Origin of the sequence: Providencia zhijiangensis, assembly GCF_030315915.2 — a bacterium.
Taxonomy (GTDB): Bacteria; Pseudomonadota; Gammaproteobacteria; order Enterobacterales; family Enterobacteriaceae; genus Providencia; species Providencia zhijiangensis.
In genome coordinates this window covers 3,773,426-3,796,440 of record NZ_CP135990.1, presented here as the reverse complement: position 1 = coordinate 3,796,440, position 23,015 = coordinate 3,773,426, and the positions used below count along the sequence as shown (strand labels likewise).

Below are 23,015 nucleotides of genomic sequence, written 5' to 3'. Positions count from 1 at the left end.
GTTGGACTCCCCTAACAAGGTCAATGAAACAAGAATTACGGATTTCGTTAAGAATTTTTTACTGGCAACTATTCCATTAGTCACTTTTCGTGGTCACTAAGAGAATAGGGGGCCAGAGAAGGTGTTTGACTAACTTTTACTCACCATATCTATCCACAGCATATTCCTGATCCTCCGATCAGAAATAGACCTGCGATCATACCGCAAAATTCACTCAAGATCTCCATTCTTTTACACAGTTTTTATGCTTTTTATCCACAGGCAAATGTGATAAGGCGGCTCTGGTAGGGGAGAATTTTGCTGGGTGATCGCGGGCAACGACAAATTTTCCACATGTCTGGGGATAACTTTAGCCTATATATAGAAATAATCTCCCAAGATCAAAAAATATTTTCGGATCCCGCTAAGATCCTTGCGCTTTAGGGAGGAGTCCGTATAATCTTCCTCCCTGTGTACACTGCGAATGTCACTTTTTATGATGAATTTAGGCAGCATGGTTTTATGGGTAACGTCAATAAACGCTTGAGTTGATTGAAAGTTAAACTGTTAGACTTGCCTAAAAGGCAGCATAAATGAGTTCCATACGTAGCTTGTCACGGCACATATCGGCAAACCGGTCAGCCAGGTTTAAATAAAAAGTGGTTTGATTACGTCATTTTATTGACGTGACCCCCTATGTTTTATTACAATCCTGCCTCTTTCTATATTGTTGCGATAGAGGCACAGGTGTAAATCAGTTTCCACTGGTTGCCAACGCGTTTACTGAATCAGTAATAAATTTTAAAGTTAGGTAGAAATCGTTATGAAACGCACTTTTCAACCGTCCGTACTGAAGCGCAACCGTTCACACGGTTTCCGTGCTCGTATGGCCACTAAAAATGGTCGTCAGGTTCTGGCTCGCCGTCGTGCTAAAGGCCGCGCTCGTCTGACCGTTTCATCTAAGTAATAAAGCTAGCCCTCTATAGTGGTTACGCTCGCTTTTACCCGGGAGTTACGTTTGTTAACTCCCAGGCATTTCGACAATGTCTTCAAGCAGCCGCAGAGGGCGAGTTCCCCAGAGATAACAATCCTTGGTCGCCTTAACGAGCTGGGGCATCCCCGCATCGGTCTTACCATCGCCAAAAAAAATGTTAAACGTGCTCATGAGCGTAATCGTATCAAGCGATTAGCCCGTGAATATTTTCGTTTGCATCAACATGAGTTGCCTTCAATGGACTTTGTGGTTCTGGTTCGCAGAGGGGTAGCCGATCTCGACAATCAACAGATTACGGAATCATTGGATAAGTTATGGCGTCGTCACCGTCGCTTGGCTCAAAAGTCCTGATCATGCTGATCAGAGGTTACCAACTGGCTATTAGTCCGTTGTTAGGACCTCGTTGTCGTTTCAATCCCACATGCTCTAATTACGGAATTGAGGCATTGCGCAGGTTTGGTATGCTAAAAGGTAGTTGGTTAACTGCCAAACGCGTATTAAAATGCCACCCTTTACACGCTGGTGGAGATGATCCTGTCCCACCTAGAAAAACTGATGATAATAGAGAATTATAACGATGGATTCCCAACGCAATCTTCTACTCATCGCTTTGTTGTTCGTGTCGTTCTTAGTTTGGCAGGCTTGGGAGAGCGATAAAGTTGCTCAGGAAACCAAGGCTGTTCAAGTTTCTCAGCAAAAGACGGACATGCCGAGCAGTGCAAGCAATGATGGTCAAGCGGTCACAGGTAGTGAACAAGGTAAGCTTATTGCCGTTAAAACCGACGTACTTGATATTCGTATCAATACTCGTGGTGGTGATATCGATGAGGCTGACCTGTTAGCCTATCCAGCAACCCTGAATTCACCAAACCCATTCCGTTTATTGGAAACCACACCAGGTTTTGTTTATCAGGCACAAAGTGGTCTGATCGGTCCTCATGGTCCAGACAACCCAGCGAATAACAATGGTCAACGCCCTCTTTATACATCAGAAGCAGCAAGCTTTGAGTTAAAAGATGGTCAAGACGAATTACGCATTCCGATGTCCTTCACCGATAATAACGGTGTGGTTTATCAGAAAACGTACATTCTGAAGCGTGGCAAATACACTGTTGATGTTGAATACAACATTCAAAACCCAACTGCACAGCCTTTAACGCTTGCGTTCTTCGGGCAATTAAAGCAAACCATCGCTTTACCAGAACAGCGTGATACTGGCAGCAGCAACTTTGCTCTGCACACCTACCGTGGTGCGGCTTACTCTTCTGATGAAAATAACTATAAAAAATATAGTTTCAGTGACATCGAAGATAAAAACTTAAGCCTGACAACCAAAGGTGGTTGGGTCGCGATGCTGCAACAATACTTTGCAACTGCGTGGATCCCAGCTTCTTCTGAGCAAAGCACTTTCTACACCATTGATCTCGATAAGAAATCAGCCATCGTTGGTTATAAGAGTGAACCTCTGACCATCGCATCAAATGGTGCTGCGACCTACTCTTCTACACTGTGGATTGGTCCTGAAATTCAGTCAGAAATGGCGGAAGTTGCTCCTCATTTAGACTTAACCGTAGATTACGGTTGGTTATGGTTTATCTCTCAGCCACTGTTCAAACTGTTGAAATTCATTCACGGTTTCGTCGGTAACTGGGGTATTGCCATCATCGTTATCACCTTTATCGTCCGTGGTATTATGTACCCGCTGACTAAAGCGCAGTACACCTCAATGGCGAAAATGCGTTTACTGCAACCTAAACTGGCTGCAATGCGTGAGCGTATTGGTGACGATAAACAACGTATGAGCCAAGAAATGATGGCGCTGTACAAATCAGAAAAAGTAAACCCACTGGGTGGTTGTTTACCGCTGCTGATTCAAATGCCAATCTTCCTTGCGTTGTACTACATGTTGATGGGTTCTGTTGAACTGCGTCACGCACCGTTCTTTGGTTGGATCCAAGACTTGTCTGCACAAGACCCGTACTACATCCTGCCAGTGCTGATGGGTGTGACGATGTTTGTTATCCAGAAGATGTCACCAACTACCGTGACTGACCCAATGCAGCAGAAGATCATGACTTACATGCCAGTCGTGTTTACCGTGTTCTTCCTGTGGTTCCCATCAGGTCTGGTTCTGTACTATATCGTGAGCAACTTAGTCACCATTATCCAGCAGCAGGTTATTTACCGTGGTCTGGAAAAACGTGGCTTACATAGCCGTGATAAGAAAGCGAAGAAATAATCTAAATTCCAATCGAGTTTAGAGGGCTTCACAAAGCCAGATTCTATAGTAACATTGAGGCGATCCATTTAGGGTCGCCTCAATTTTTTTTAGTCATAGACAGAGAAACATCATGCAAATCAACGATACTATCGTCGCACAGGCAACCGCTCCCGGTCGTGGTGGGGTTGGAATTTTACGTGTATCCGGCCCGCAAGCAGCTCTTGTTGCTGAAACAGTACTCGGAAAGTTACCGAAGCCGCGCTATGCCGATTATCTGCCATTTCGTGATGCAGATGGCTCTGTCCTTGACCAAGGGATTGCTATTTATTTCCCGGGACCTAACTCTTTTACTGGGGAAGATGTTCTTGAACTACAAGGGCATGGTGGTCCTGTTATCCTCGATTTATTACTTAGAAGAATTCTGACTATTGCCAATATTCGTATTGCCAATCCGGGGGAATTTTCTGAGCGTGCATTTTTAAATGACAAACTCGATTTGGCGCAAGCTGAAGCGATTGCCGATCTGATTGATGCGAGTTCAGAGCAAGCGGCGCGTTCAGCGATGAACTCTTTGCAGGGTGCTTTTTCCTCCCATATCCATCAATTGGTGGAAGCACTCACTCACTTGCGCATCTATGTGGAAGCGGCGATTGATTTTCCAGATGAAGAAATTGATTTCCTGTCTGACGGTAAAATTGAAGCCAAATTAAACGAAGTGGTCGCAGACTTAGAAGACGTACGCTCACAGGCTCGCCAAGGGAGTTTGCTGCGCGAAGGTATGAAAGTGGTGATTGCAGGCCGCCCGAATGCGGGTAAATCTAGCTTATTGAATGCATTAGCGGGGCGCGAAGCAGCGATTGTGACGGATATTGCAGGTACCACTCGTGATGTGTTGCGCGAACATATTCATATCGATGGTATGCCGCTGCACATTATTGATACCGCCGGTTTACGTGAAGCCAGCGATGAGGTAGAGCGCATCGGTATCGAACGCGCATGGAAAGAGATCGAGCAAGCCGACCGTGTTCTATTTATGGTAGACAGCACCACGACGGATGCCACTGAGCCACAAGAGATTTGGCCTGAATTTATGGCTCGCTTGCCAGAAACATTGCCAGTCACGGTTATTCGTAATAAAGCAGATAAAACAGGGGAATCTGTAGAATTTGTTGCTGATGCCCGTTACCCACTGATTCGTTTATCTGCCCGTGAAGAAAAAGGTATCGATTTGCTGCGCGATCACCTCAAAGAGACCATGGGCTTTAATAGCAATACAGAAGGCGGTTTCCTTGCCCGTCGTCGCCACTTACAAGCACTGAACAATGCCGCCACTCACCTTGCACAAGGCTATGACCAGTTAGTGAATGCTCGCTCTGGTGAGCTATTGGCTGAAGAGCTACGCTTAGCTCAGCAAGAACTGAGCGAAATCACCGGTGAATTTACCTCCGATGATTTGTTAGGGCGTATTTTCTCGAGTTTCTGTATCGGGAAGTAAAATAGTAAAACGTATCAAACCAAATAAAAACAACATTATGATTTTAAAATAATTTTGTTTTATTGGGTGGGAAGTGATTTGAAGGGTTTTGTCGATTCTTGCGCCACGTGTGCGCCACAGATAAATTCTGGCGCACATATGGCGCACAAGATGAGAAAAACCTATGAAAATCAGCATACATAAACGAGATCCAGATAAGAATGGCCAACGTGCTATCAGGCTTGTGTACTATTACGGTTCAAAGACCTCGGAAGACGGCTCAAGAGCTCAGAAACGCTCATATGAGACGTTAAACCTGTTCCTCTACGCCAAGCCCAAAAACGCAGTTGAGCGCGAGCACAATAAAACTACATTGCAAAAAGCTGAGGCCATTCGAGCCAAGCGTCTACTGGAAATGGAATCAGCCAAACACGGCTTAGATGACCGCACAAAACTCAATGCCAGCTTCTTTGACTACTTCGACCAAATTACAGCGAGTAAAGCATCCGGTAGCAAATCCAACTACTCAATCTGGGTTTCTGCGGGCATCCATCTCCACCGTTATCACCGCCACGCAGAACTCACTTTTGAACAGGTAGATAAATACTTTTTGGAAGGGTTCCGTCATTACCTACAGCATGAGGCAATAACAAAATCAGATACCGGCCTCTCCAGGAATACCGCCTGTAGCTACTTCAATAAAATCCGGGCAGCACTCAACCAAGCGCAACGCGACCGAATCATCAGAGATAACCCTGTTGAACAAGTCAAATCCATCAAAGCAGAGAGGACACAGCGCACTTATCTCACTCTGGATGAGGTAAAGGCCCTTACCAAGGCAGAATGCCGTTACGATGTACTACGGAGAGCATTTCTGTTCTCCTGCACTACGGGTCTACGCTGGTCAGACATTCATAAACTGGTGTGGAGTGAAATTGAACTATTTGCTCAAGGGCACTACCGAATAATCTTTTCCCAGATAAAGCTCAAAAACTCAGGCAATGGCCTGCAATATCTCGACTTACCGGATTCAGCAGTACGTTTGCTCAACTTGGAAAACAGGGGAAAACCGACAGAACGGGTTTTTAAGGGATTGCGTTACGACAGCTATAGCAACGTCGCGCTAGTGCAGTGGGCTGTACGTGCCGGGATCACCAAACACGTGACCTTTCATGCAGGCCGCCACACCTTTGCAGTAAACCAACTTGCCCGAGGGCTAGACATCTATTCCCTTTCCAGATTGCTTGGCCATAGCGAACTCAGAACAACAGAAATCTACGCAGATATTCTGGAAACCCGTCGCACAGAGGCCATGCGGACCTTTCCGGATATCTTCGATGAGTCATCAGACTAAGAGCATTATTACGACCAAACGAATACATCTTTACAAAGAAAAGGGCACCTCGACAGTGCCCTCCATCAACCACATAAGATCGTTAGTTTTTACAGCCATTCTTATCACATGTGATTTTCTCGTGGGAATTAACCCAGTGATCAGCATTTTTCTTTGTGTCAGTACCGCAGCCAGTGGTGCCGCCTTTAGCACCGCTGTGTACAACACCTGTTGGAGTATGTTTTACAGACATATCTAGCTAATGATGTGTTTTTAAAAGCGCATTCGCACGCACATTAAGACTTAGTCATTAAAGCCTGAGCTGTCAATCCAACGAGTAACCGTTACATGTCACAGTTAAAGAACTGTGACATGTAACGCATCCGACCATTCCTATTTATTTTCAAAAGGTTAAACATCAACCTAATATCTCCGGCCATACAATTTTCGGTTAGCAACGAGATGATCAGCAGCGGCTTTATCAATCTCATCAGAAGACGCCACACGATTACTCTGCAACCAAGCCAAGATATCTGCTCGCCTGAAGAACACCCGATTACCATTGGGTTTGAAGAATGGGATCTTGCGTTCGTGAGTCAACCGGTACAAAGTACTTTTCTTTAGCCCCGTCAGCTCAGCACATTCCTCAACGGTGAGGATTTCCTTTGTCGTGTCAGGACGTTGCTCGTTTTTGATATGATCGGTAATCAGTTTTTTAAGCAATGACATATCCATCAGCATGCGCTGAAGCATCTCTTTTTCAGTCATGTTGATACTCCTACCTCAGAATCAAACAGGGAAAAGTGGGAAAGTGGGATATTTGAATTATTCATCATCGACTTGCTCCATCTTCAGCATTGCTTGCCTCACCCTGTCAGGCCAAAGGGCAAAAAAACGATAGTAGCGACCGCTCATCTTTAGCTTATAGGTACCACGGCTGCGTTCATTACTTTCAAGACATTGACGGCGGAAGAGCAGCTCAACATCACGCATATAATGAGTTGGCAAATTTAAGCCTTTCAAAAATTCATCTTTGTGGATGAGCCAAAGCTCCTCACCATCGATAAACCGTCGATATCCTATGCTTGTTGGCCTATATACATCGCCTTCTTTAGCAAGTCGTTTGTCCCACTTAGCGAGAACACCGCCAATCTTTTGTAGTAAGCTATATTCCTCAAGATTCATTAAATGACCGCGACTTCCCAACCAAACCCGATATAAGCTGTGCACTGCTTGCTCTGATTCGTCCTCACTCCAATTAACCAGAAAGTTACGAGAGGCAAGCTGCAAGGCCACTAAAATCAGCGCAAAACGCCGGGTGACTCGCTGCACCTGTGAGGATGAATCCGGCAGTAGCCAGCTATCAACAATGCGTTGTAATTCCTTTGGCACGTATTGATTAAGATCCACTACATCAGTCGTGATCAATTCGATGAATGATCTCAGCAATGATCCGTACGTTCTCGCACTTGCAGACTTCAGATGATCAATGGCCTTTTGAGGTGTGGAAAAGCTGTGAAGATCATTCAGCACCCCATGCTGACCAATTACCGGAAGTTCAATCAAACGAACTTCTTGCCCGGCCATCGGGCTACGACCCAAACTTTCAAATATCTCTGAGAGCCACTTTTCACCTGAACTTAATACCAGCACACGCCAATGCTCAGATTCAGCAAGCTTGCCGGTTTTATCTGCCCGCAATTTCCCAGCACCATTAAAAATTTGATACAAACAGGTATCGATATCTTCCGCTTTGGCCATGCCAATTTCATCAAGCGGTAAAACTAGGTCGTGATGTTCACTTGCGACAGCAGCAATACCATTGGCAGTGCCACTCCAACTTTTCATGAAGTCAGAACCACCACAGACACTTGCACACACTTGGAGAAGTGCGGTTTTACCATCAGCAGAATTGGAAACAATATGAATACCGCCATTCTCCAAACCGGCGGGTTTTAACAGTGGTCCTGTAAGGGCACAGCCAATAGCGAAAATTAAATATGGGTTACCACGACAAAAACGCCCGACTTCTTGTCGCCAATCGTCCAAAGATCCTTTTTGCTGAAAATTTGGGGCAACACGCGGAGATAGATATAGATACGGTTCATCACTCCTACCAGAAATCCAACTGGGCGTAACAAATACCTCACGATGCCAACCAGTCCTTTCCACTATGGTTGCAGTACTCGCTTTGCGCGATTCTTGAACTAAATATTGTTGAATCAGTTTCCACGTATCGATGCCAGTTTCTATCCAAAAACCACTGTCTAATAACCGTTCTCGGATTAACATGGACTGGCTACCATTCAATATCTTCATTAAAAATACCTCCTGGACGGAATAGCCATCCAGATTGAGCCACTCGCACAACACGCCACTACTCCGAATTCGGTCATCACTACGCACTCTAAAAAGCACGCAAATTGGATCGGAAATTTTCCGTTCTTCACCATCCTGTATGCGGAATAAACCATTATTACGTAGTTCAAGCTGCATTTTTCCTCCTACAAACATTGCATCCAAGCCAATACCTCGCTGTGTCGGAAACGGACTGATCGGCCATGAGCATTGAGTTTGATTGGTGAAGGAAATTTTCCACTTTGGACATAACGTCGCAGTGTTGCTGGTGATATTTGAGTGAGAGAACACACCTCTCGATATGTGAGTAGTCTTTCGTCAGTGGTGGGTGTAACTTGATTCATAATGCCTCCTGAAAATTATTGAACCTTCATGCAGCATCATCCTAAAAATCAGTTGTTAAGCAGACCGCTGGAACTGCCCTTTTGGGGAATTTCAATAATAAATTTCAACACGCTAATATTTAATGACATTTATTCAATATATAGATAAAAAACAGCCTCTGAGGAGCAAAAAGCTAAGCCACTAATGAGTTTCTCGACATTAGCGTATCAATTTATGCGCCAGTGAATAACCAGAGAAAACTTTCACATGTGAAAGTTTAGAGACCTGGCGATTTACAACTCTTAAAGCCATGTCCCCCATTAAAAATGGAATCGTTTAGCTCAGGTCTTTTATTGGCGATAAAGCTTGTATGGAATAAATCGTCCAAGGTCCCCCATCAGATAGTTATTGGAAAGGAATTGGCTGGGTCTTCTGGCTAAGGCGTCATACCAAAAGACCTAAGTGCCCAAAAAGGGCATGAAGACAGGCGATGAATTAGATAATGAGACAATAGACTAACTCTGAATTCACAATACAGAGGATTATGTCATGACCAAAAATTATTCATTTTTAGAACAACAAATTGTTGCATTTAGTGCCTCACTAAATGGGGGAAATCAACCACAATCTGAGTACATAAAAGCCTTCTCAAAATCATTAAAAGCACTAGAAACACAGATTAGTATCTGGGAAACCTTTATTGCCAATAGCACAAATGTTAATCAAGACGACGCAATGCTTTTTTCCTTAACCATATCAGAGCAATATCTACACTACACCCATAAATCAACCGAAATAGAACAGCTCCGCTACTTCTACATAGCACAAAAAATTGCAGACTTGTTCTGGCAGAACAACGTTGCACATAGAGGTAAAAACTCACCAGGTTATCCGGGTCATTTTGGTTGTCGTGTAAGGCTAAGAAACAAAAAACTCGAAATTTTTTGGGTTTATAACCAGTTTAAGCCTAAAAAAAATGCTGATGGATTCCAAGTGATCAGCCATTATCTTCCGCGAGATGGGCATTTCCGATACCCCAAAACTACGTTTACCCAAGCACAATACTGGGAAAAACCTGTGATTAACGTAGTAGAGGAAGCTTTTGCCATCATCCGTAGAGCCAATGCCAATCTGATGAGAATTCGCCAGCTATGTAGGTGGAATGACACCAATCTATTCAAAATGACAGGCGATATCGACGATTTTAAGATGGATAATCCTTTATAGTTATCCTCTTACAACGCAGCCCTCAATTCATTCGAAATCAGGGCTGTACTATATCGGCTATTTATCTTTTTTGAGTATAGCCTTGAGTGCTGCAATATTGGCCCGTGAACCTTCAGCTTCTTTCAAACGGCGGCGTTGCTGGGCAAAGCGATCAAACTCTAATTTCGCCTTATCATCTGCGTCTTTCTTGGTAATTTTCCCCGCTCCGCTTAATACGTCCCGATCATTAAAACTTAAAAACTGGTCTAGCTTATCGGCCCAGTCCTTTAGAAATACCTGTTTGCGGCGAAGCGCTTGGTCTTCAGCAAAGTCGAGCCACATATTGACGATGCGGTTAAGCTCTTTGATTTCGTCTTCACGCAGATAGTTTTTGGCGATGGTGACATCGGTCTTACGCACTTCATCGCCTTTATAGCTGGTTAGCCCCATATCTGGCTTACTGGCATCCACACGGCTAGCAATCAGCTCAGCAGCCGTCATGTGCGTACAGGCATAATGCAGCTTGTTCTGAATGGTTTGAAAGAAGCGATTAGTATCTTGGTTGGATGGCTCGTAATCGGCTGCCATGGTAAAGATTTCTTTAACTCGCAGATAAACACGACGCTCACTGGCTCGGATATCGCGAATGCGTTCAAGCATCTCGTCAAAGTAGTCAGGCACCGCAGAGTGACCAACGGGTGGATTTTTGAGGCGCTCGTCATCCATGGCAAATCCCTTGATCAGGTATTCTTTCAGGATTTTCGTTGCCCATTGGCGGAACTGTGTTCCACGTTGCGAACGAACTCTGTAGCCAACAGACAGAATGGCATCGAGATTGTAGTGGTCGATCTTGCGAGATACTTGGCGAGTACCTTCCAATCGAACTATCCGGAATTTCCGGATGGTTGCGTTTTGTACAAGCTCACCTTCGTTGTAGATATTGATTAGATGCTCATTGATTGTGCGAACGTCTTTATCATAAAGCTCAGCCATTGCAGCCTGAGAAAGCCACAACGTGTCCGACTCAAAACGACACTCAACGCGGGTTTGACCGTCAGCACTGGTGAAAAGAACAAACTCACCATGAGGAGCTTGGGGGATATTATCTGTCATGCAATCAACCTTTTTACTTACATAGAGGGAAGTCCAAGCTTGTCAAAGAATGCACGGTTACGTTCCTTTGCGGCCCTCACAAGCTGATTAAAACTTATGACCTCGATATAAGCTTTGTAATTGGGGTTGTACCCGAAGAATCCCATGCCATCCGCAGTCATGGTTAAACTAAAGTTTTTGCAGCGCGTTACCATTGTTGAGGTCAGGTCGCACACAATATAGCAGTATGCGGGGATATCATGATTTCTAGGGATAAGTAGTCCTGATTTTGTTTTCGCTTGCCCATCACGAATTCTCTCTACATAACCGAGGGCTTGAGCTATTGGGTCTTTATCTTCACCTTCGCGCATGTCATTGCGCATTGGCCGTTTGATTTCGACAACGGTGATAGATGCTAAGGGAAAGCTGGTTTGATCATTAACCAGTAGTGGGTTATCAAATACCCTCAGGCTGAGCAAATCGGGCTCTTTTGTCGAATCATTACCAGTAATCGGCATTGCATTCAGCGTTTTGTCGGAAGCCAAATAGTTGTGAAATGCCAAACGTTCATCGATCAACCAAAGGTTGCAAGAGTCCAGTAAAACCTCACTAGAATCTTTGCGCATCGGCATGATTAGCTCATGAATTATATCCTCACGGGCATACTTGCCATCATCCAGTCGCTCGATGGATTTTTGCAGCAGGTCAATAATAACCTTGCGATGCGATACGTAATTAGCGAGGTCTGATTGTTTAAGGTCTTCAGCTTTTTTCAGATACTCACTCAGCCGTCCCTTGTACTCCTCTACGTGCTCCTCATTTTGAGGTTGCATGATGTCATGACCCTCACTGACTAACTGTCGTTCGACCTCATACCACTGAGCATGCAGGTGTAACTCTAAGTCTTTGTCCGACTTTTCTGGGTCAACAATGAGCTGTTCTTCTGCAACATAGTGAGCAATAGGCCGGTATCGGGGGGCATGGCTATTAATAAAATCATCTACACGTTTACGACCTGCTGAGACATTTTCTGCCAAAACATCTTGCAGATATTCTTTCGTTCGTGCGAGCACTGCATCGCGAATATCTTTAAAGCTTACCTCATTGAGCATGTCCTCTACGTTTTCGGCAATATCAAAAGAGGTTCGCTCGCTACGTACACGCTCATCTAGGTAGCCTGAAGACACGTAACAGGTATAGGTAAATTCCCCAGATTCGTCAGATATTTTGCCGTACAAGCCGGGAATTTTTCCTTGAATGGATTCTTCTTTAACCAAACGATTTGCGGCGCACAAGGCTAACTGATGCTTTTTATTTACTGATGCTCGAAACTTGATGTGAGTAAGATCGAATGAGAAGTCACCTATGGTAATCGTTTCAGGAAACGAACTCGCGTGCATATGCTCTGTAAGCAAGTCATCAAGATCGAATACTTCATCTGCATCCTCTACCAGTATCTTGGGAGCACTGCCTTGACGAACAAAGTACCAGAGCACATGTTCAAGTAGCTGATTAGCCACTGTTAGCCCTTTGGTTGGTACCTGCTTTCGATAACTTTCATCAAATCCCACCAGTTTGATTTGAGTACCTGGTTGCTGTTCGGTAGCTACCTGAACATTTTCACTGTGAACACCTGATTTATCGTTAAAGCGAAATACACGTTTTTTAAGCTGGCCATCCCCATCGAAAAAATGGCTTTCCACCTCGACTAGGTCAAATACCTTCAACCACATCAAACGACCTACACCTCGGCAGCCTTTGTCAATTTTGTGGTCGGAATCCAGTGTTTCAAATGACTTAAAGTTGGTTTCATTAAAACCACAACCATTATCAGTGATTGTGAAACCCAAGATAGGGGGTAGCGATTTGGCATCGAAATCTAGACTCTCCTGAGTCGCGCGATCGATCCGAAGAACAACCTTACCGTTATCGCTATTCCCTTTTTCTTCAATCGAGTGAATAGAGTTTACCACCGCCTCAAAGACCGGCATTAAGCCGTGGCTTTTGGATAGAGAAGTGTTGCGTAAGCGACCTTTGAGATTGGTTTGTAAACTCATACTCCCTCCTTAGAGCTCGCCTTTAAAGGCGGAATCGAGAATTGATGCTTTTAGTTGCTGCATCATTGTTATTTTTTCAGAAATTTCAGCTTTGCTCTTTCTTGCTTTGGATATCAAAGCATTGCAATCAGCAACCGCTTTAGCAATGGCCTCGTCATTAACCGGTAAAGGAAGCGTGAGGTTCTTAAGGTCTGTTATTGATAAATTCGGCTGATTCAGGGACTTAGATTTTTCCAGCACATAATTTTTAGTGCGGGATGACTGCAAGTAAAGATAAATGAAATCTAATACGTGTTTGTTGTGTGAAGTTATTGCAGCGACACGCTGATTCACTAGCGCTCCGCTATAAGCTTCAGGTACTCGGCAGACTTTCAACCCGCCATTAATTATCGGACGAGTTAATGCGATTACGATATCGTTCGTCTTTGCTGCAAATCTCTGATATTCAGTTTCATAGCTAGCTGGCAGAAACTCTTCTGCATTTTCAGAAAACTCATTAACACCAACGTTGGTTATTTTAATCGGCTTAATTCCGGATTCCGATTTGAAGTCACCGCTTTTGAATGCATAACCAGATATAAAATCAGCTAACTTTGACAAGGTTAACTCGGGGTTTGTTTCTGTGAGTTCAGCAAAATAGACATCAAGCCCATTCTGAGATAGCGCATCAGCCAATGTGACACTTTCCTGCAAATGCTCAATGGCGGTGTCGATACGGGTGAGCAGTGCACCGAGCTTTTCCACGATGCGTTTTTGTTCGCCTTGAGGAGCCACCGGTACAATAAACTCTGAAAGCTTTGTGCCGTTGATGTTGGGCTGAGCTGCGCCTGCGGCATTCTGACCAACAACCTCCCAGTAAGCAGGTGTTAGAAAGAAATAACTTAAATATTCTGGAATAATGTACTTTTTGTTTGGAACAATTCTAATTAAGTAAGATGCGAATACGGCATCCTTTGGCGCATTCTTGATTAGAATAGATTTTCCCGCAGTTGCACCACTACGGGCAAAGATCAAGTCATCATCATTCAACGCGTACTTGTTGATTTCTTTTTTTTCTAGGGATACGGTTGGAACTCCCTGCCAGTCGATCTTTCCATCTTGAATATCAGTAATACGCAAGAACTTTGCGTTACCGTTACTTTCTGCTTTAGCCGTGTGCCCATACTGAATGTTATGGCTAAGCTTCTTGACTGAATGCCACTCCCACCCATCCGGTAGTTTATATAAAACCTGTTCCATGATTATTTCTCCGCCAACAGGTCTTCAATTTCATCCAACAGGCCTGATACCAGTTTTTCTTTGGTGCGGATCTGCTTAAGAATATCGCTGGGCGCTAAGTGCTCGGCATCTTTTTGTTTGGCAGGGTTTTTAGCAGAGAGATCATAGTCTTCTGCCAGTTTGCTGGCGGAAACCGTCCACGACCGCTCTGTGGTTTCGCGGCTGCTATACAGCTCAACAAACTCTTTTAAGTGTTCATCGGTGATCGGTTTGTTTTTGGTGAGCTTTTGCTCAGGCTCACATTCGTAGTACCACACATCGCTGGTGCCGCCGCTGCGCTCAAAAAACAGCACGTTGGTTTTAACACCTGAATATGGCAAAAATACCCCGGCGGGCAGGCTTAATATAGTGTGCAGGTTAAAGTTTTCCAGCAGTTCCTGTTTGACCTGTTTAAACGCACTATTGGTTTGGAACAGCACGCCTTCTGGTACTACGATGGCAGCTTTGCCGCCACTTTTCAGGGTTTTCATAAAATGCTGTAAAAACAGCAATTCGGTAGCGTTACTTTGGATAGGGAAGTTTTGCTGAATTTGCGACTTTTCTTTACCACCAAATGGCGGGTTAGCCAGAATAATGTCGTAACGGTCTTTTTCCTGAATATCACGGATATTCTGGGTCAGCGTATTACCCCTGAACAGGTTTGGGGATTCGATGCCATGCAAAATCATGTTCATCATACCCATCACGTACGCCAGCGAGGTTTTCTCGTAACCGAAGAAGGTGTCACGCTGGATAAAGTCCCATTGCTCGGTTGAAAGCGCACTCTTTTTAGCTTTTAGGTGGTCAAAGGCTTCGACTAGGAATCCGCATGAGCCAGCAGCTGCATCGTAAATGGTTTGCCCTGCTTGTGGATCAACAGCCTTAATCATGGCTCGTACCACTGGGCGTGGGGTATAAAACTCGCCCGCATAGCCCCCGGCATCGCCCATGTTTTGCAATAGGCCTTCATACACCAACGAGAGTTCAAACAGATCAGACTCAGATTGGAAGTTCAGGCTATCCACAATATCCAACACTTCACGCAAGGTATGGCCAGACGCCACCTTGTTGTCTAAATACTGGAAAATGGCACCAATTTTATAGGCAAAGGACTTTGGGTCTGCTGCTGCACCAGTGATAGCCGAGTTGGCAAAGCTCTTTAAGTACGGAAACAACTCGTTATTAACATAATCCGTCAAGTCATCGCCCGTGCGAACTTTGTTGATATCTAGCTTGCCATCGACATTTTTCGGGCAGGCCCAATTTGACCAACGGTGCTCTTCATCCAATACAGGTTGATAGTCTTTACCTGACAGTACTGCTTCATCTTCTTTTTCAGACTCGTAATCATCCAAAAACTTTAAGAACAGTACCCACGAGGTTTGCTCGGTATAGTGCATAGCACCACTAATGCCATCGTCGCGGCGCAGTATGTCGGTTATGCGGTCAATTTTTTGTTGTAATGACATGGCTTATAGTTTTCCGATAATAAAATTGTACATATTAGTGATATCTTCGCTGATTTCTGCGGGCGGAATCAGATCGATATAGGCTTGGAGCTTGGCAATGTCTTGCCCAACCCCCTTCGTGTTTATCAGAGGGTCGATGACATCTTTTGCGTTCAAACGGCGAATATCGTCGTTATCACCTGGGTTATTTGGTTGTAAATGATTTCGCAGTGCAATATCAGCGTTATTGATTGCAGCGAGTACGTTGTGATGCGATAGCGCTGTATGTGAAAGCAGATAATTTTTGATTTCGCGGCGTTTCCAAGTCAGTAAATAGCAGTTTATCCTCTCTGGACAAGGCAAGCCTAAGTCAAATTTGTCAGGGTAATCAACTCCAATCACCTTGACACCACTTTGTGCGTGAATGTTAGCTTCTGGCAGTTCGTCTCGATCGCATATCAAGAACACATTTGTTATTTTGCGTGGATGAAGAGCTTTATCTTTTTTGTGCACTTCAGCTTTGCACACTCTGAGATATTCCTTCATGTCTCTCAACTCATGCAGCCACTTGATCTTGGAAGCACCAAAGCTGTCACCCGCCGAATTGTAACCAGATGACTTGGCTATAGGATTTATTGAGGACAGAGGCCTCCAGTCAAGCCCTTTCTGCTTTGCTAATAACTCAAAAATCTTCCAATCATTGTAGTAATCAATCAAGCAAATGTTGTTCAATTTGGAGGCTATTTCTAACTCGACGACTTTACTTTTGGATAAAACCTTCAATCTTTCCAATAACTTTTGAGATTTTTGCTCATTTTTTATCTGCCCATTTTCAACCAAAAACAATGATTCGAAGTCATTCTCAGCGATTGAGTCGACTAAATGAGTTGTGGTTATGACCTTACCCTTAGTTTTGCTTAGGATGTCCCAAAGGAGCTCAACGTTTTTATGGTGCAGGTGTGAGTCAACTTCATCAAACATGAAAAGAGAAGAAGTGCTATCAAATAGATCAATTAGTGAAGCAACGAATAGAAACTGATACTCACCATCACTGAGCAATGAAAATTCAATATTATCAGTTAGGTAAAGCAAACTTTCAGAAGCTGAAAAGAAATATTCGTTGTATGAGCCTTCGATTAGAAATTTTATAGCATCAACTCTAGAGCCATCAAAAACATCAAAAAATTTCTCATTAGTTACCTCGACTTCGGTTGACTTAAAGCCTTTGCCTTTTTCTAGCAGAGCATCAAGGTCTGGAAGTGTTTCTATCTTCTCGAGAAAAGCATCAAGTCGCTGATTAAAAGGTCTTTTTCTTATCGATGGGTGTTCATAGTCTTTAGCTTCAGCTATCTGGTCTTGTTGTACATTCTTTATGTAAGTATCAGGAACAGATATTTTCAGTCTCAATTTAACTGAAACTTGATCCTTGAATGCCTTGTGGTTGTTAACAAAATTAAAAACTAAGCCGTTACTCTTGAATGTGTAGGCGAGAAACGTAAGGAATCGAACATCTTTCTGAGTAAAGAAAAGGCTAGAAAAATCAATGTCACTTATATCTTTTCTTGATCGTAAAGAGGCTAGTCTTCGTTCGAAAAAGGAAGAAAAGTTTTCATTTTGTCCTGAAGTAGCACAGATCAGCTGAAGCGCTTCACTAGGTTCCTCAATCTGCTTTCTAAAGATCGAATGTAAGATACTGGATTTTCCGCTGCCATTTTCACCAATTAAAGTAGCAACCTTATTGATATTTAAGGTTTGTGGCTGGTCGTACAGCGGGTTAGGTGCGAGTGTTAATTCCATTTCAGTTCACGTGATAAAGCTGTTGTTGTAATTGTTTAAAAGCCGCCAGCAAATAGGCTGGTTTTCCACCGAATGCTGTTGAGGCATCTTTGACAGTACCCAACCCTGATAGCTCGATAAGCGCTGGCAAGCGCTCGCGTGATAACTCCGTGCTGCCGGTTTGCTCATATCGGTTAAGCACAAAGTGCAAAAATTGCTGTGCCTTTTCTTGTTGGTACTGATTAAAGAAGGTGCTGTTAGTACGTACTTGATCGGCACGAGCTTTACGGGTTGCCATGGGCTGTTCAAAGGCTAAAAAAGCCAGCAGATCGAAGATATCGCACTCTTCTGCTTCAAACATGCGTCGTAGTGTGGCGAGTTGCTCTTTATCAAAACCTGCTTGTACGAGTTTACCGAGCAAAGTTTCGCGCTCGTCTGGGTCTGACCATATCTGCCGCAGTTCATCAACCGTTCTAAACAACCCAGGTAATTGAGTAATTAGACGCTCAACAAATTCTTGCACCGTGAGAGGTTTACCGTTTTCATCGATATAACGAGTTTCAACGTCAATGACTTTCAGTTCACGGTGTTTGCCTAACTTTACTTTTAGCCGAGGTTTTGGCTCTCTCGGTTCAGGCTCTGGGCCATCTGTTCCTCCGGGAGGCTCTGGTGTGTAAGGTGGTGGTGTTGGCTCCCCAGTGCCACCGGGCTCCGGTGCTTCAGGTTCGCCATCCCAATCTTTGTCGTAAAACTTATTGGTTGCACCGCGAAAATCGACGATGGTGAAATAGTCTTTTCCATCAAAAACACGGGTACCGCGACCGACTATTTGTTTAAACTCCACCATTGAGCCGACGGTTCTATCCAACACTACGTTACGCACATTGCGGGCATCTACCCCGGTGGTTAACATTTGCGATGAGGTAATGATAGTGGGAATGTCTTTGTCGTTATCTTGGAATTTTTCCAGTAGCTCGCGGCCGACTTTGCCCTCATCACTGGTCACGCGCACACAGTAGTGCGGGTCTTTCACTTTTTTGTGTTTGTTGATCATGTCACGCATGGTCAGTGCATGATTTTGGTTTTCGCAAAATACGATGGTTTTTTCTAGTGGATTGATATTGTCCAAAATGGCTTTGGCGACCAGTTCGGTACGATCATCCACGATGATTTTTTTGTCGTAATCTTCAACCTGATAGACGTCTTGCCCAGATTCACCTTCGATCACTTGGTCATCTTTGGTTAGCACTAGCTCGTCTAAGTTGGTGCGCACCCGTTTGACACGGTATGGCGTTAAGAAGCCATCATTAATGCCTGCTTTTAGAGAATATTCAAAAGCTGGTTGTCCAAAATAATCATAAGTATCAATATTATCTTCTCGTTTGGGTGTAGCAGTTAAACCAATGTGAACAGCACTTCCAAAGTGGTCCAGAATTGCACGCCATGAACCAGTGTCATTGGCGCTACCTCGGTGACACTCATCAATCATTACTAAATCAAAAAAGTCGGTTGGATAAGACTTGTAATACCCTTCAATATTTTCTTTTTCTCTATCCGTTCGATCTGCGATAGCTTGATAAATTGCAAAAAAGATATGAGCATTCGTAGGCACAACACCATTACGCTTTCGAACCTCCTCCCCATTAATTTTAATAAGATCTTTTTCGTACGGATTAAATGTATTAATCGCTTGGTCGGCCAAAATATTGCGATCAGCTAAAAACAAGATTCGAGGCCTACGTGTACCCGGAGATTCTTTGTTCCAACGGGACTGGAACAGTTTATGGACGATTTGAAAGGCAATAAATGTTTTACCTGTACCAGTAGCCAGCGTTAACAACACTCGTGGCTTACCTTTACCAATAGCATCTGTGGCGGCATGTACCGCTAATTCTTGGTAATAACGCGGCTGCATTGCGCCTTCTAAATGAAAGGGCACATTACGAAGCTGCTGGCCTAGATCCGAATTAACACCTGCGTAGCGGCTTTCAAGCTCTTGTGGTGTTGGGTAAAACTCGATGTAGTCGCCTTTACCAGTTTCTAAGTCGAACTCATAGGTTTGTTTGCCGTTGCTTGAATAGACAAAGCGAACGAGTAGCTTCTTGGCATAGTCGATGGCTTGTTGAAGGCCTTTGGTTGGATGTTCAGATTCTTTTTTTGCTTCAACAACTGCAAGGTAACGATTGTCTTTGTGGAGCAGATAATCGACGAAACAACGACGGCCACGGACACCGCCAGCAAGCTTACGGCCATCGGTAAAGTAATGTTCCCGAATGATGTTGCCCAGTTGCCAATGTGCGGCTTTTAACGCTGGGTCGATGTAGTTTGCTCTGGTATCTGCTTCTGACGACATGTCGTCACTCCTTGATAATTTTTAGCACTGTCTATCGCTTGGTATTTTTTCCAATATGTCGCTCAATGGGCAGTTAAATAAATCGCATAGCTTATCGAGCGCTTCTAAATCCACCTTGATCGCGGTTTCTTTGTAAAGTAGCGTCACGGTGGTACGGCTGAGGCCAGTTTCTCGCATCACGTCGCTAATGCGCATTTTTTGTTCACCCATTAAGCGGGCAAGGTGGCAGCGGATCATGCTTTCTCCACGGTGTTTTAACTATAAACTCTGGATGTTATCACTGTTGCATACCCTATCACTATTATGATTTTTCTCAACTTATTTGAGTTGAAACCAAATTTTTAGAGAAGTGAGAACAGATTGTCAATGTGAGGAAGTTAGATTGCCGTAATCAAGAAAATGATACGGCAGAAAGTCGTGGAATTACTGCTCTGTACTACCGATATTCTTCGAGATAGTTGCAATCAGGTGCCGCGAACATCCCAACATGTCCTGAATGTCACTATAGCTATGCCCAGTCTTCAATAGACTGGCTATGTGCTGATGACGTTTCAGATCTGGTTGACGCCCATTATATTTACCATCGGATTTCGCCTTTGCGATCCCCTGTGATTGGCGGCGTCGCCGGTCATCATAATCTTTACGAGCAACGGCAGCGAGCATGTCCAACATCATGGCATTCACCGCCTGTAAAATAGCACCGGTAAAGTCAGTTTCGCTATGTTGTTGTAAAGCCAGCCAACTGGTAGGAAGTTCCGGTGAAACAATGGCTAGGCGTTTGCTGGCCAGCTTTTGTTTCAACGTATCCCAATCACTTTGCTTAAGCCGCGCCAGACGGTCGATTTGTTCAACTAACACAATGTCACCCTCACCTGACTCGGCAATCAAACGCATCAACTCAGGTCGGTGCAACGTGGCGCCAGAAACATTCTCGATATAAAAGGCAGCAATTCGCTGGCCATGCTGAGCAGCAAACTGGATGAGTGATTCGCGTGCCCGTTCAGCATTTTGTTCTTTGGTTGATGCGCGAAGGTAAGCTCGAATGAACATCTAAGTCTCCACAGTCTGTTATAAGTGGTGCTTTATCTCTGGTCTGGTTTAGGTGGTTCTATTGGTAGTAAAACCAGTCTGATGGCTAGTTCCGTTGATGTGTACTCAAAAGGAACCAGCTAAGTGCCAAAATCAATCATCAAACCCAATATAGTTTCTATAGTCGTAATCAAAACTATCCTTGAAAACGGAACTATCTGGTTTCATTCGTTTATGACGACTTGGTATTGGGTAGGTTTGATTTAACTTCATCATATTTCTGACAAACGCAACGAATAGATAGCCAGCCCAAAGTGCCAAGGACATTTGCCAACACAAATAAGTGAGCGCACACCAAAAAGGAACGGCTAACCACCATCTGCGTTGGATAAATGCGAAAGCTTTAAAGCACCAAATGACCAATGGCAAACCTGCGAGCAAGAATCCCCATCCAGAGTCTTGAGCTAGCATAAATCCCAGTAGCAAAACACCAAGCAACACTATATTTACTAAATCATTTTTGAGATTTTGACTCATGTTTCCCCTCCAACTCTTCGGTTTGAGGTTTGTCTTGGCCTGACAATTTCTGATTGGCGCTATAGCTGTAAAGACACCAGAAGGTGACCAAACTAAAAAATAGGAATAGCGCAAGCATTCCCCAGTCAAATGCAGTCATAACGACCTCCGCTCACTCGAATATCCATTCCCTGTAAACTGAATAACTTGGAAAACATAGAATCAGTCATTTCATCGAGTTCAGATAATTCGAATTCAGGGACTATAAGAGGCATGCCAAAATACTGAAGGTCACGATAGGATGATGGCTCAAAAATGCCGTGCGGATAGCTGTCTAATGTGTTGAAAGTCTGATTCAGTCTGAGATCAATAATCCAACCGCCAGGAAGCTCAATCCAACTATGTGGATAGACTAATTCTCCCGTGCTCTTGCATTTGACACATCCCACTCTAGGTTGATGAAACACCGAATCTCTCGTCAGTAGATGACTGATCAGGTAGGTAATAATTATGGGGTTAGTTTGGAGTTCATCCATCGCCAGAACAATATTGTCTAGATCCTGATATTCACTATTCATAAAGCAGGCTCCTTAAACAACAGTTGTTTTCCTTGTTCATACAGCACTGGATATGGGAGAGATTGGCCATCCTGAACCACAAGGTTAGGTGGGTAATAGATCACCATCCACGATGGCAATGCAGCACTGACGGCTCTATAAAACTCATCAACTGGAAAGTCTTGTTGGCCTGACTGGCGGAAAACAAAGCGAGAATAGTTCTTCGAGTGATTGGCGACGATGTTATAGCTTTCGGACTCACCACCTTTAATATAGAGCGGGCTTTTCCAGAGATAAGGAGTCGTAATGTTGTAAGCAACCACACATTGACCAATACCGCATCCATGCTCAGCGCTTTCAACAGACCAAAGAATCATGGGATGGCCATCAATTTCCGGTGTTTCTACATTACTCAGTTTAGTGACATTCAACGCCATATCATCGGCCACATGCTGGATAGCCTGGTCGACAAGATGCACGTATTTCTCATAAGCCTGAGATTCTGAAGTAGCAGCAGATGCGGGCATCCATCCCATTAGACTTGGTCTAGCCGAGGGATTGTCTGGTGTCATCATTATATCGGTAGCGTTAAACGCGAACGTCTGCGTACCAGAAAGACGCCTAAGCGGATCATCAAATGAAGTCGTTAGCCTGGCGAGATCAAGCAATGGAACCAACATACCCTTGCTATAAGAGTGGACACCATCGTGGGAATCTCTCAAATCCAAATCGTAGATGCCCCCGGCTCGCGCTAGATTTAAAGCCCGAGATTCATCTTGAGCATAATGACGGGGTCCAGTTACGCAACCAGACAAGGACACACATAAAGCGATTAATGATAAAGATGGGTATTTTTTCATGATTACCTCCTGCTTTATAAAGATTCGCATGGAGGTAGTAAAATGCAAGCTATTTTGATAAATAATTATTAAAAATCAATAGTTTGTACTGATAATACAAACTTCAAAATGGGTAACAATAGCAGTTTATATTCTTTTCCCACTTTCCCAGATATCCCACTTTAAAAATATTGAGAATCCC

The 23,015-nt window shown here is 44.0% G+C and carries 21 protein-coding genes; 7 read left to right on the top strand and 14 right to left on the bottom strand.

The features are described from left to right. Nucleotides 1–802 precede the first annotated feature (802 nt). From rpmH to QS795_RS17430, 6 genes are all read left to right on the top strand, one after another. Complete coding sequence (gene rpmH, locus QS795_RS17455; protein WP_004906236.1) at nt 803–946, top strand: 50S ribosomal protein L34; 144 nt, start codon at nt 803–805, stop codon at nt 944–946. 18 nt (nt 947–964) lie between these two features. Next, nucleotides 965–1,324 carry a ribonuclease P protein component gene (rnpA, locus tag QS795_RS17450; protein ID WP_006660612.1) on the top strand — a complete coding sequence of 120 codons (360 nt, stop codon included), beginning with the start codon at nt 965–967 and terminating at the stop codon, nt 1,322–1,324. Continuing rightward, nucleotides 1,288–1,548, top strand: coding sequence for a membrane protein insertion efficiency factor YidD (gene yidD / locus QS795_RS17445; RefSeq protein ID WP_006660611.1), 261 nt, complete (start codon nt 1,288–1,290; stop codon nt 1,546–1,548). The genes rnpA and yidD overlap by 37 nt, the downstream gene beginning before the upstream one ends. 2 nt (nt 1,549–1,550) lie before the next feature. Further along, nucleotides 1,551–3,212, top strand: a complete 1,662-nt coding sequence (gene yidC, locus QS795_RS17440; RefSeq protein WP_154603203.1) for a membrane protein insertase YidC — start codon at nt 1,551–1,553, stop codon at nt 3,210–3,212. A gap of 112 nt (nt 3,213–3,324) precedes the next feature. Then, complete coding sequence (gene mnmE / locus QS795_RS17435; RefSeq protein WP_036950677.1) at nt 3,325–4,689, top strand: tRNA uridine-5-carboxymethylaminomethyl(34) synthesis GTPase MnmE; 1,365 nt, start codon at nt 3,325–3,327, stop codon at nt 4,687–4,689. Nucleotides 4,690–4,852: 163 nt separating this feature from the next. After that, nucleotides 4,853–6,022, top strand: coding sequence for a site-specific integrase (locus tag QS795_RS17430; protein WP_107033656.1), 1,170 nt, complete (start codon nt 4,853–4,855; stop codon nt 6,020–6,022). Between the two features lie 402 nt (nt 6,023–6,424). Here QS795_RS17430 and QS795_RS17425 read toward each other — a convergent pair whose 3' ends face one another. From QS795_RS17425 to QS795_RS17415, 3 genes are read right to left on the bottom strand one after another with little or no spacing between them, the layout of a single operon-like run. Continuing rightward, entirely contained in the window at nt 6,425–6,769 is a 345-nt protein-coding gene (locus QS795_RS17425) for a helix-turn-helix transcriptional regulator (RefSeq protein WP_000136520.1), read from the bottom strand. A 57-nt stretch (nt 6,770–6,826) separates the two neighbouring features. Further along, nucleotides 6,827–8,497: a DUF927 domain-containing protein gene (locus QS795_RS17420; RefSeq protein WP_119298325.1), complete on the bottom strand. Its 1,671-nt coding sequence runs from the start codon at nt 8,495–8,497 to the stop codon at nt 6,827–6,829. Between the two features lie 8 nt (nt 8,498–8,505). Beyond that, nucleotides 8,506–8,703, bottom strand: a complete 198-nt coding sequence (locus QS795_RS17415; protein WP_080004013.1) for a helix-turn-helix transcriptional regulator — start codon at nt 8,701–8,703, stop codon at nt 8,506–8,508. 529 nt (nt 8,704–9,232) lie between these two features. Between QS795_RS17415 and mobI the strand changes: the two genes are divergently transcribed. Continuing rightward, nucleotides 9,233–9,910, top strand: a complete 678-nt coding sequence (mobI, locus tag QS795_RS17410; RefSeq protein WP_107033653.1) for a conjugative transfer protein MobI(A/C) — start codon at nt 9,233–9,235, stop codon at nt 9,908–9,910. A gap of 57 nt (nt 9,911–9,967) precedes the next feature. Here mobI and QS795_RS17405 read toward each other — a convergent pair whose 3' ends face one another. The 11 genes from QS795_RS17405 to QS795_RS17355 all read right to left on the bottom strand — a co-directional run bounded on the left by QS795_RS17405 (nt 9,968) and on the right by QS795_RS17355 (nt 22,834). After that, the gene (locus QS795_RS17405) at nt 9,968–11,002 is read right to left on the bottom strand and encodes a virulence RhuM family protein (protein ID WP_286271777.1); all 1,035 of its coding nucleotides are present in this window, start codon (nt 11,000–11,002) and stop codon (nt 9,968–9,970) included. A 17-nt stretch (nt 11,003–11,019) separates the two neighbouring features. Next, nucleotides 11,020–13,038, bottom strand: a complete 2,019-nt coding sequence (locus QS795_RS17400) for an ATP-binding protein (RefSeq protein WP_286271778.1) — start codon at nt 13,036–13,038, stop codon at nt 11,020–11,022. Between the two features lie 9 nt (nt 13,039–13,047). Then, nucleotides 13,048–14,277, bottom strand: coding sequence for a restriction endonuclease subunit S (locus QS795_RS17395; protein WP_286271779.1), 1,230 nt, complete (start codon nt 14,275–14,277; stop codon nt 13,048–13,050). A gap of 2 nt (nt 14,278–14,279) precedes the next feature. Next, the gene (locus QS795_RS17390) at nt 14,280–15,764 is read right to left on the bottom strand and encodes a class I SAM-dependent DNA methyltransferase (RefSeq protein ID WP_286271780.1); all 1,485 of its coding nucleotides are present in this window, start codon (nt 15,762–15,764) and stop codon (nt 14,280–14,282) included. 3 nt (nt 15,765–15,767) lie between these two features. Further along, nucleotides 15,768–17,540: an ATP-binding protein gene (locus tag QS795_RS17385; protein WP_286271782.1), complete on the bottom strand. Its 1,773-nt coding sequence runs from the start codon at nt 17,538–17,540 to the stop codon at nt 15,768–15,770. A gap of 1 nt (nt 17,541) precedes the next feature. Then, nucleotides 17,542–19,872 (bottom strand): EcoAI/FtnUII family type I restriction enzme subunit R, encoded by a 2,331-nt coding sequence (gene hsdR / locus QS795_RS17380; protein ID WP_311748547.1) that lies wholly within the window; start codon nt 19,870–19,872, stop codon nt 17,542–17,544. A 21-nt stretch (nt 19,873–19,893) separates the two neighbouring features. Continuing rightward, nucleotides 19,894–20,109 (bottom strand): helix-turn-helix domain-containing protein, encoded by a 216-nt coding sequence (locus tag QS795_RS17375; RefSeq protein ID WP_286271785.1) that lies wholly within the window; start codon nt 20,107–20,109, stop codon nt 19,894–19,896. Between the two features lie 186 nt (nt 20,110–20,295). Continuing rightward, nucleotides 20,296–20,922: a recombinase family protein gene (locus QS795_RS17370; protein WP_286271786.1), complete on the bottom strand. Its 627-nt coding sequence runs from the start codon at nt 20,920–20,922 to the stop codon at nt 20,296–20,298. A gap of 132 nt (nt 20,923–21,054) precedes the next feature. After that, a complete protein-coding gene (locus QS795_RS17365; protein WP_318626681.1) occupies nt 21,055–21,438 on the bottom strand; it encodes a hypothetical protein in 384 nt (127 codons plus the stop codon). A 125-nt stretch (nt 21,439–21,563) separates the two neighbouring features. After that, on the bottom strand, nt 21,564–21,995 hold the full coding sequence (locus QS795_RS17360) for a hypothetical protein (RefSeq protein ID WP_318626680.1): 432 nt from the start codon (nt 21,993–21,995) through the stop codon (nt 21,564–21,566). Beyond that, entirely contained in the window at nt 21,992–22,834 is an 843-nt protein-coding gene (locus tag QS795_RS17355) for a hypothetical protein (protein ID WP_011920338.1), read from the bottom strand. The genes QS795_RS17360 and QS795_RS17355 overlap by 4 nt, the downstream gene beginning before the upstream one ends. Nucleotides 22,835–23,015: the final 181 nt, after the last annotated feature.

Bases quoted from the DNA above. Each gene is read 5' to 3' on its own strand.
- QS795_RS17370 (WP_286271786.1), bottom strand. From the start codon at position 20,922: ATGTTCATTCGAGCTTACCTTCGCGCATCAACCAAAGAACAAAATGCT.
- QS795_RS17425 (WP_000136520.1), bottom strand. From the start codon at position 6,769: ATGACTGAAAAAGAGATGCTTCAGCGCATGCTGATGGATATGTCATTG.
- mobI (WP_107033653.1), top strand. From the start codon at position 9,233: ATGACCAAAAATTATTCATTTTTAGAACAACAAATTGTTGCATTTAGT.
- QS795_RS17390 (WP_286271780.1), bottom strand. From the start codon at position 15,764: ATGTCATTACAACAAAAAATTGACCGCATAACCGACATACTGCGCCGC.
- QS795_RS17385 (WP_286271782.1), bottom strand. From the start codon at position 17,540: ATGGAATTAACACTCGCACCTAACCCGCTGTACGACCAGCCACAAACC.
- QS795_RS17415 (WP_080004013.1), bottom strand. From the start codon at position 8,703: ATGAATCAAGTTACACCCACCACTGACGAAAGACTACTCACATATCGA.
- QS795_RS17360 (WP_318626680.1), bottom strand. From the start codon at position 21,995: ATGAATAGTGAATATCAGGATCTAGACAATATTGTTCTGGCGATGGAT.
- QS795_RS17430 (WP_107033656.1), top strand. From the start codon at position 4,853: ATGAAAATCAGCATACATAAACGAGATCCAGATAAGAATGGCCAACGT.
- QS795_RS17405 (WP_286271777.1), bottom strand. From the start codon at position 11,002: ATGACAGATAATATCCCCCAAGCTCCTCATGGTGAGTTTGTTCTTTTC.
- yidC (WP_154603203.1), top strand. From the start codon at position 1,551: ATGGATTCCCAACGCAATCTTCTACTCATCGCTTTGTTGTTCGTGTCG.
- QS795_RS17355 (WP_011920338.1), bottom strand. From the start codon at position 22,834: ATGAAAAAATACCCATCTTTATCATTAATCGCTTTATGTGTGTCCTTG.
- QS795_RS17395 (WP_286271779.1), bottom strand. From the start codon at position 14,277: ATGGAACAGGTTTTATATAAACTACCGGATGGGTGGGAGTGGCATTCA.
- rpmH (WP_004906236.1), top strand. From the start codon at position 803: ATGAAACGCACTTTTCAACCGTCCGTACTGAAGCGCAACCGTTCACAC.
- mnmE (WP_036950677.1), top strand. From the start codon at position 3,325: ATGCAAATCAACGATACTATCGTCGCACAGGCAACCGCTCCCGGTCGT.
- QS795_RS17375 (WP_286271785.1), bottom strand. From the start codon at position 20,109: ATGATCCGCTGCCACCTTGCCCGCTTAATGGGTGAACAAAAAATGCGC.
- yidD (WP_006660611.1), top strand. From the start codon at position 1,288: ATGGCGTCGTCACCGTCGCTTGGCTCAAAAGTCCTGATCATGCTGATC.
- QS795_RS17365 (WP_318626681.1), bottom strand. From the start codon at position 21,438: ATGAGTCAAAATCTCAAAAATGATTTAGTAAATATAGTGTTGCTTGGT.
- QS795_RS17420 (WP_119298325.1), bottom strand. From the start codon at position 8,497: ATGCAGCTTGAACTACGTAATAATGGTTTATTCCGCATACAGGATGGT.
- QS795_RS17400 (WP_286271778.1), bottom strand. From the start codon at position 13,038: ATGAGTTTACAAACCAATCTCAAAGGTCGCTTACGCAACACTTCTCTA.
- hsdR (WP_311748547.1), bottom strand. From the start codon at position 19,872: ATGTCGTCAGAAGCAGATACCAGAGCAAACTACATCGACCCAGCGTTA.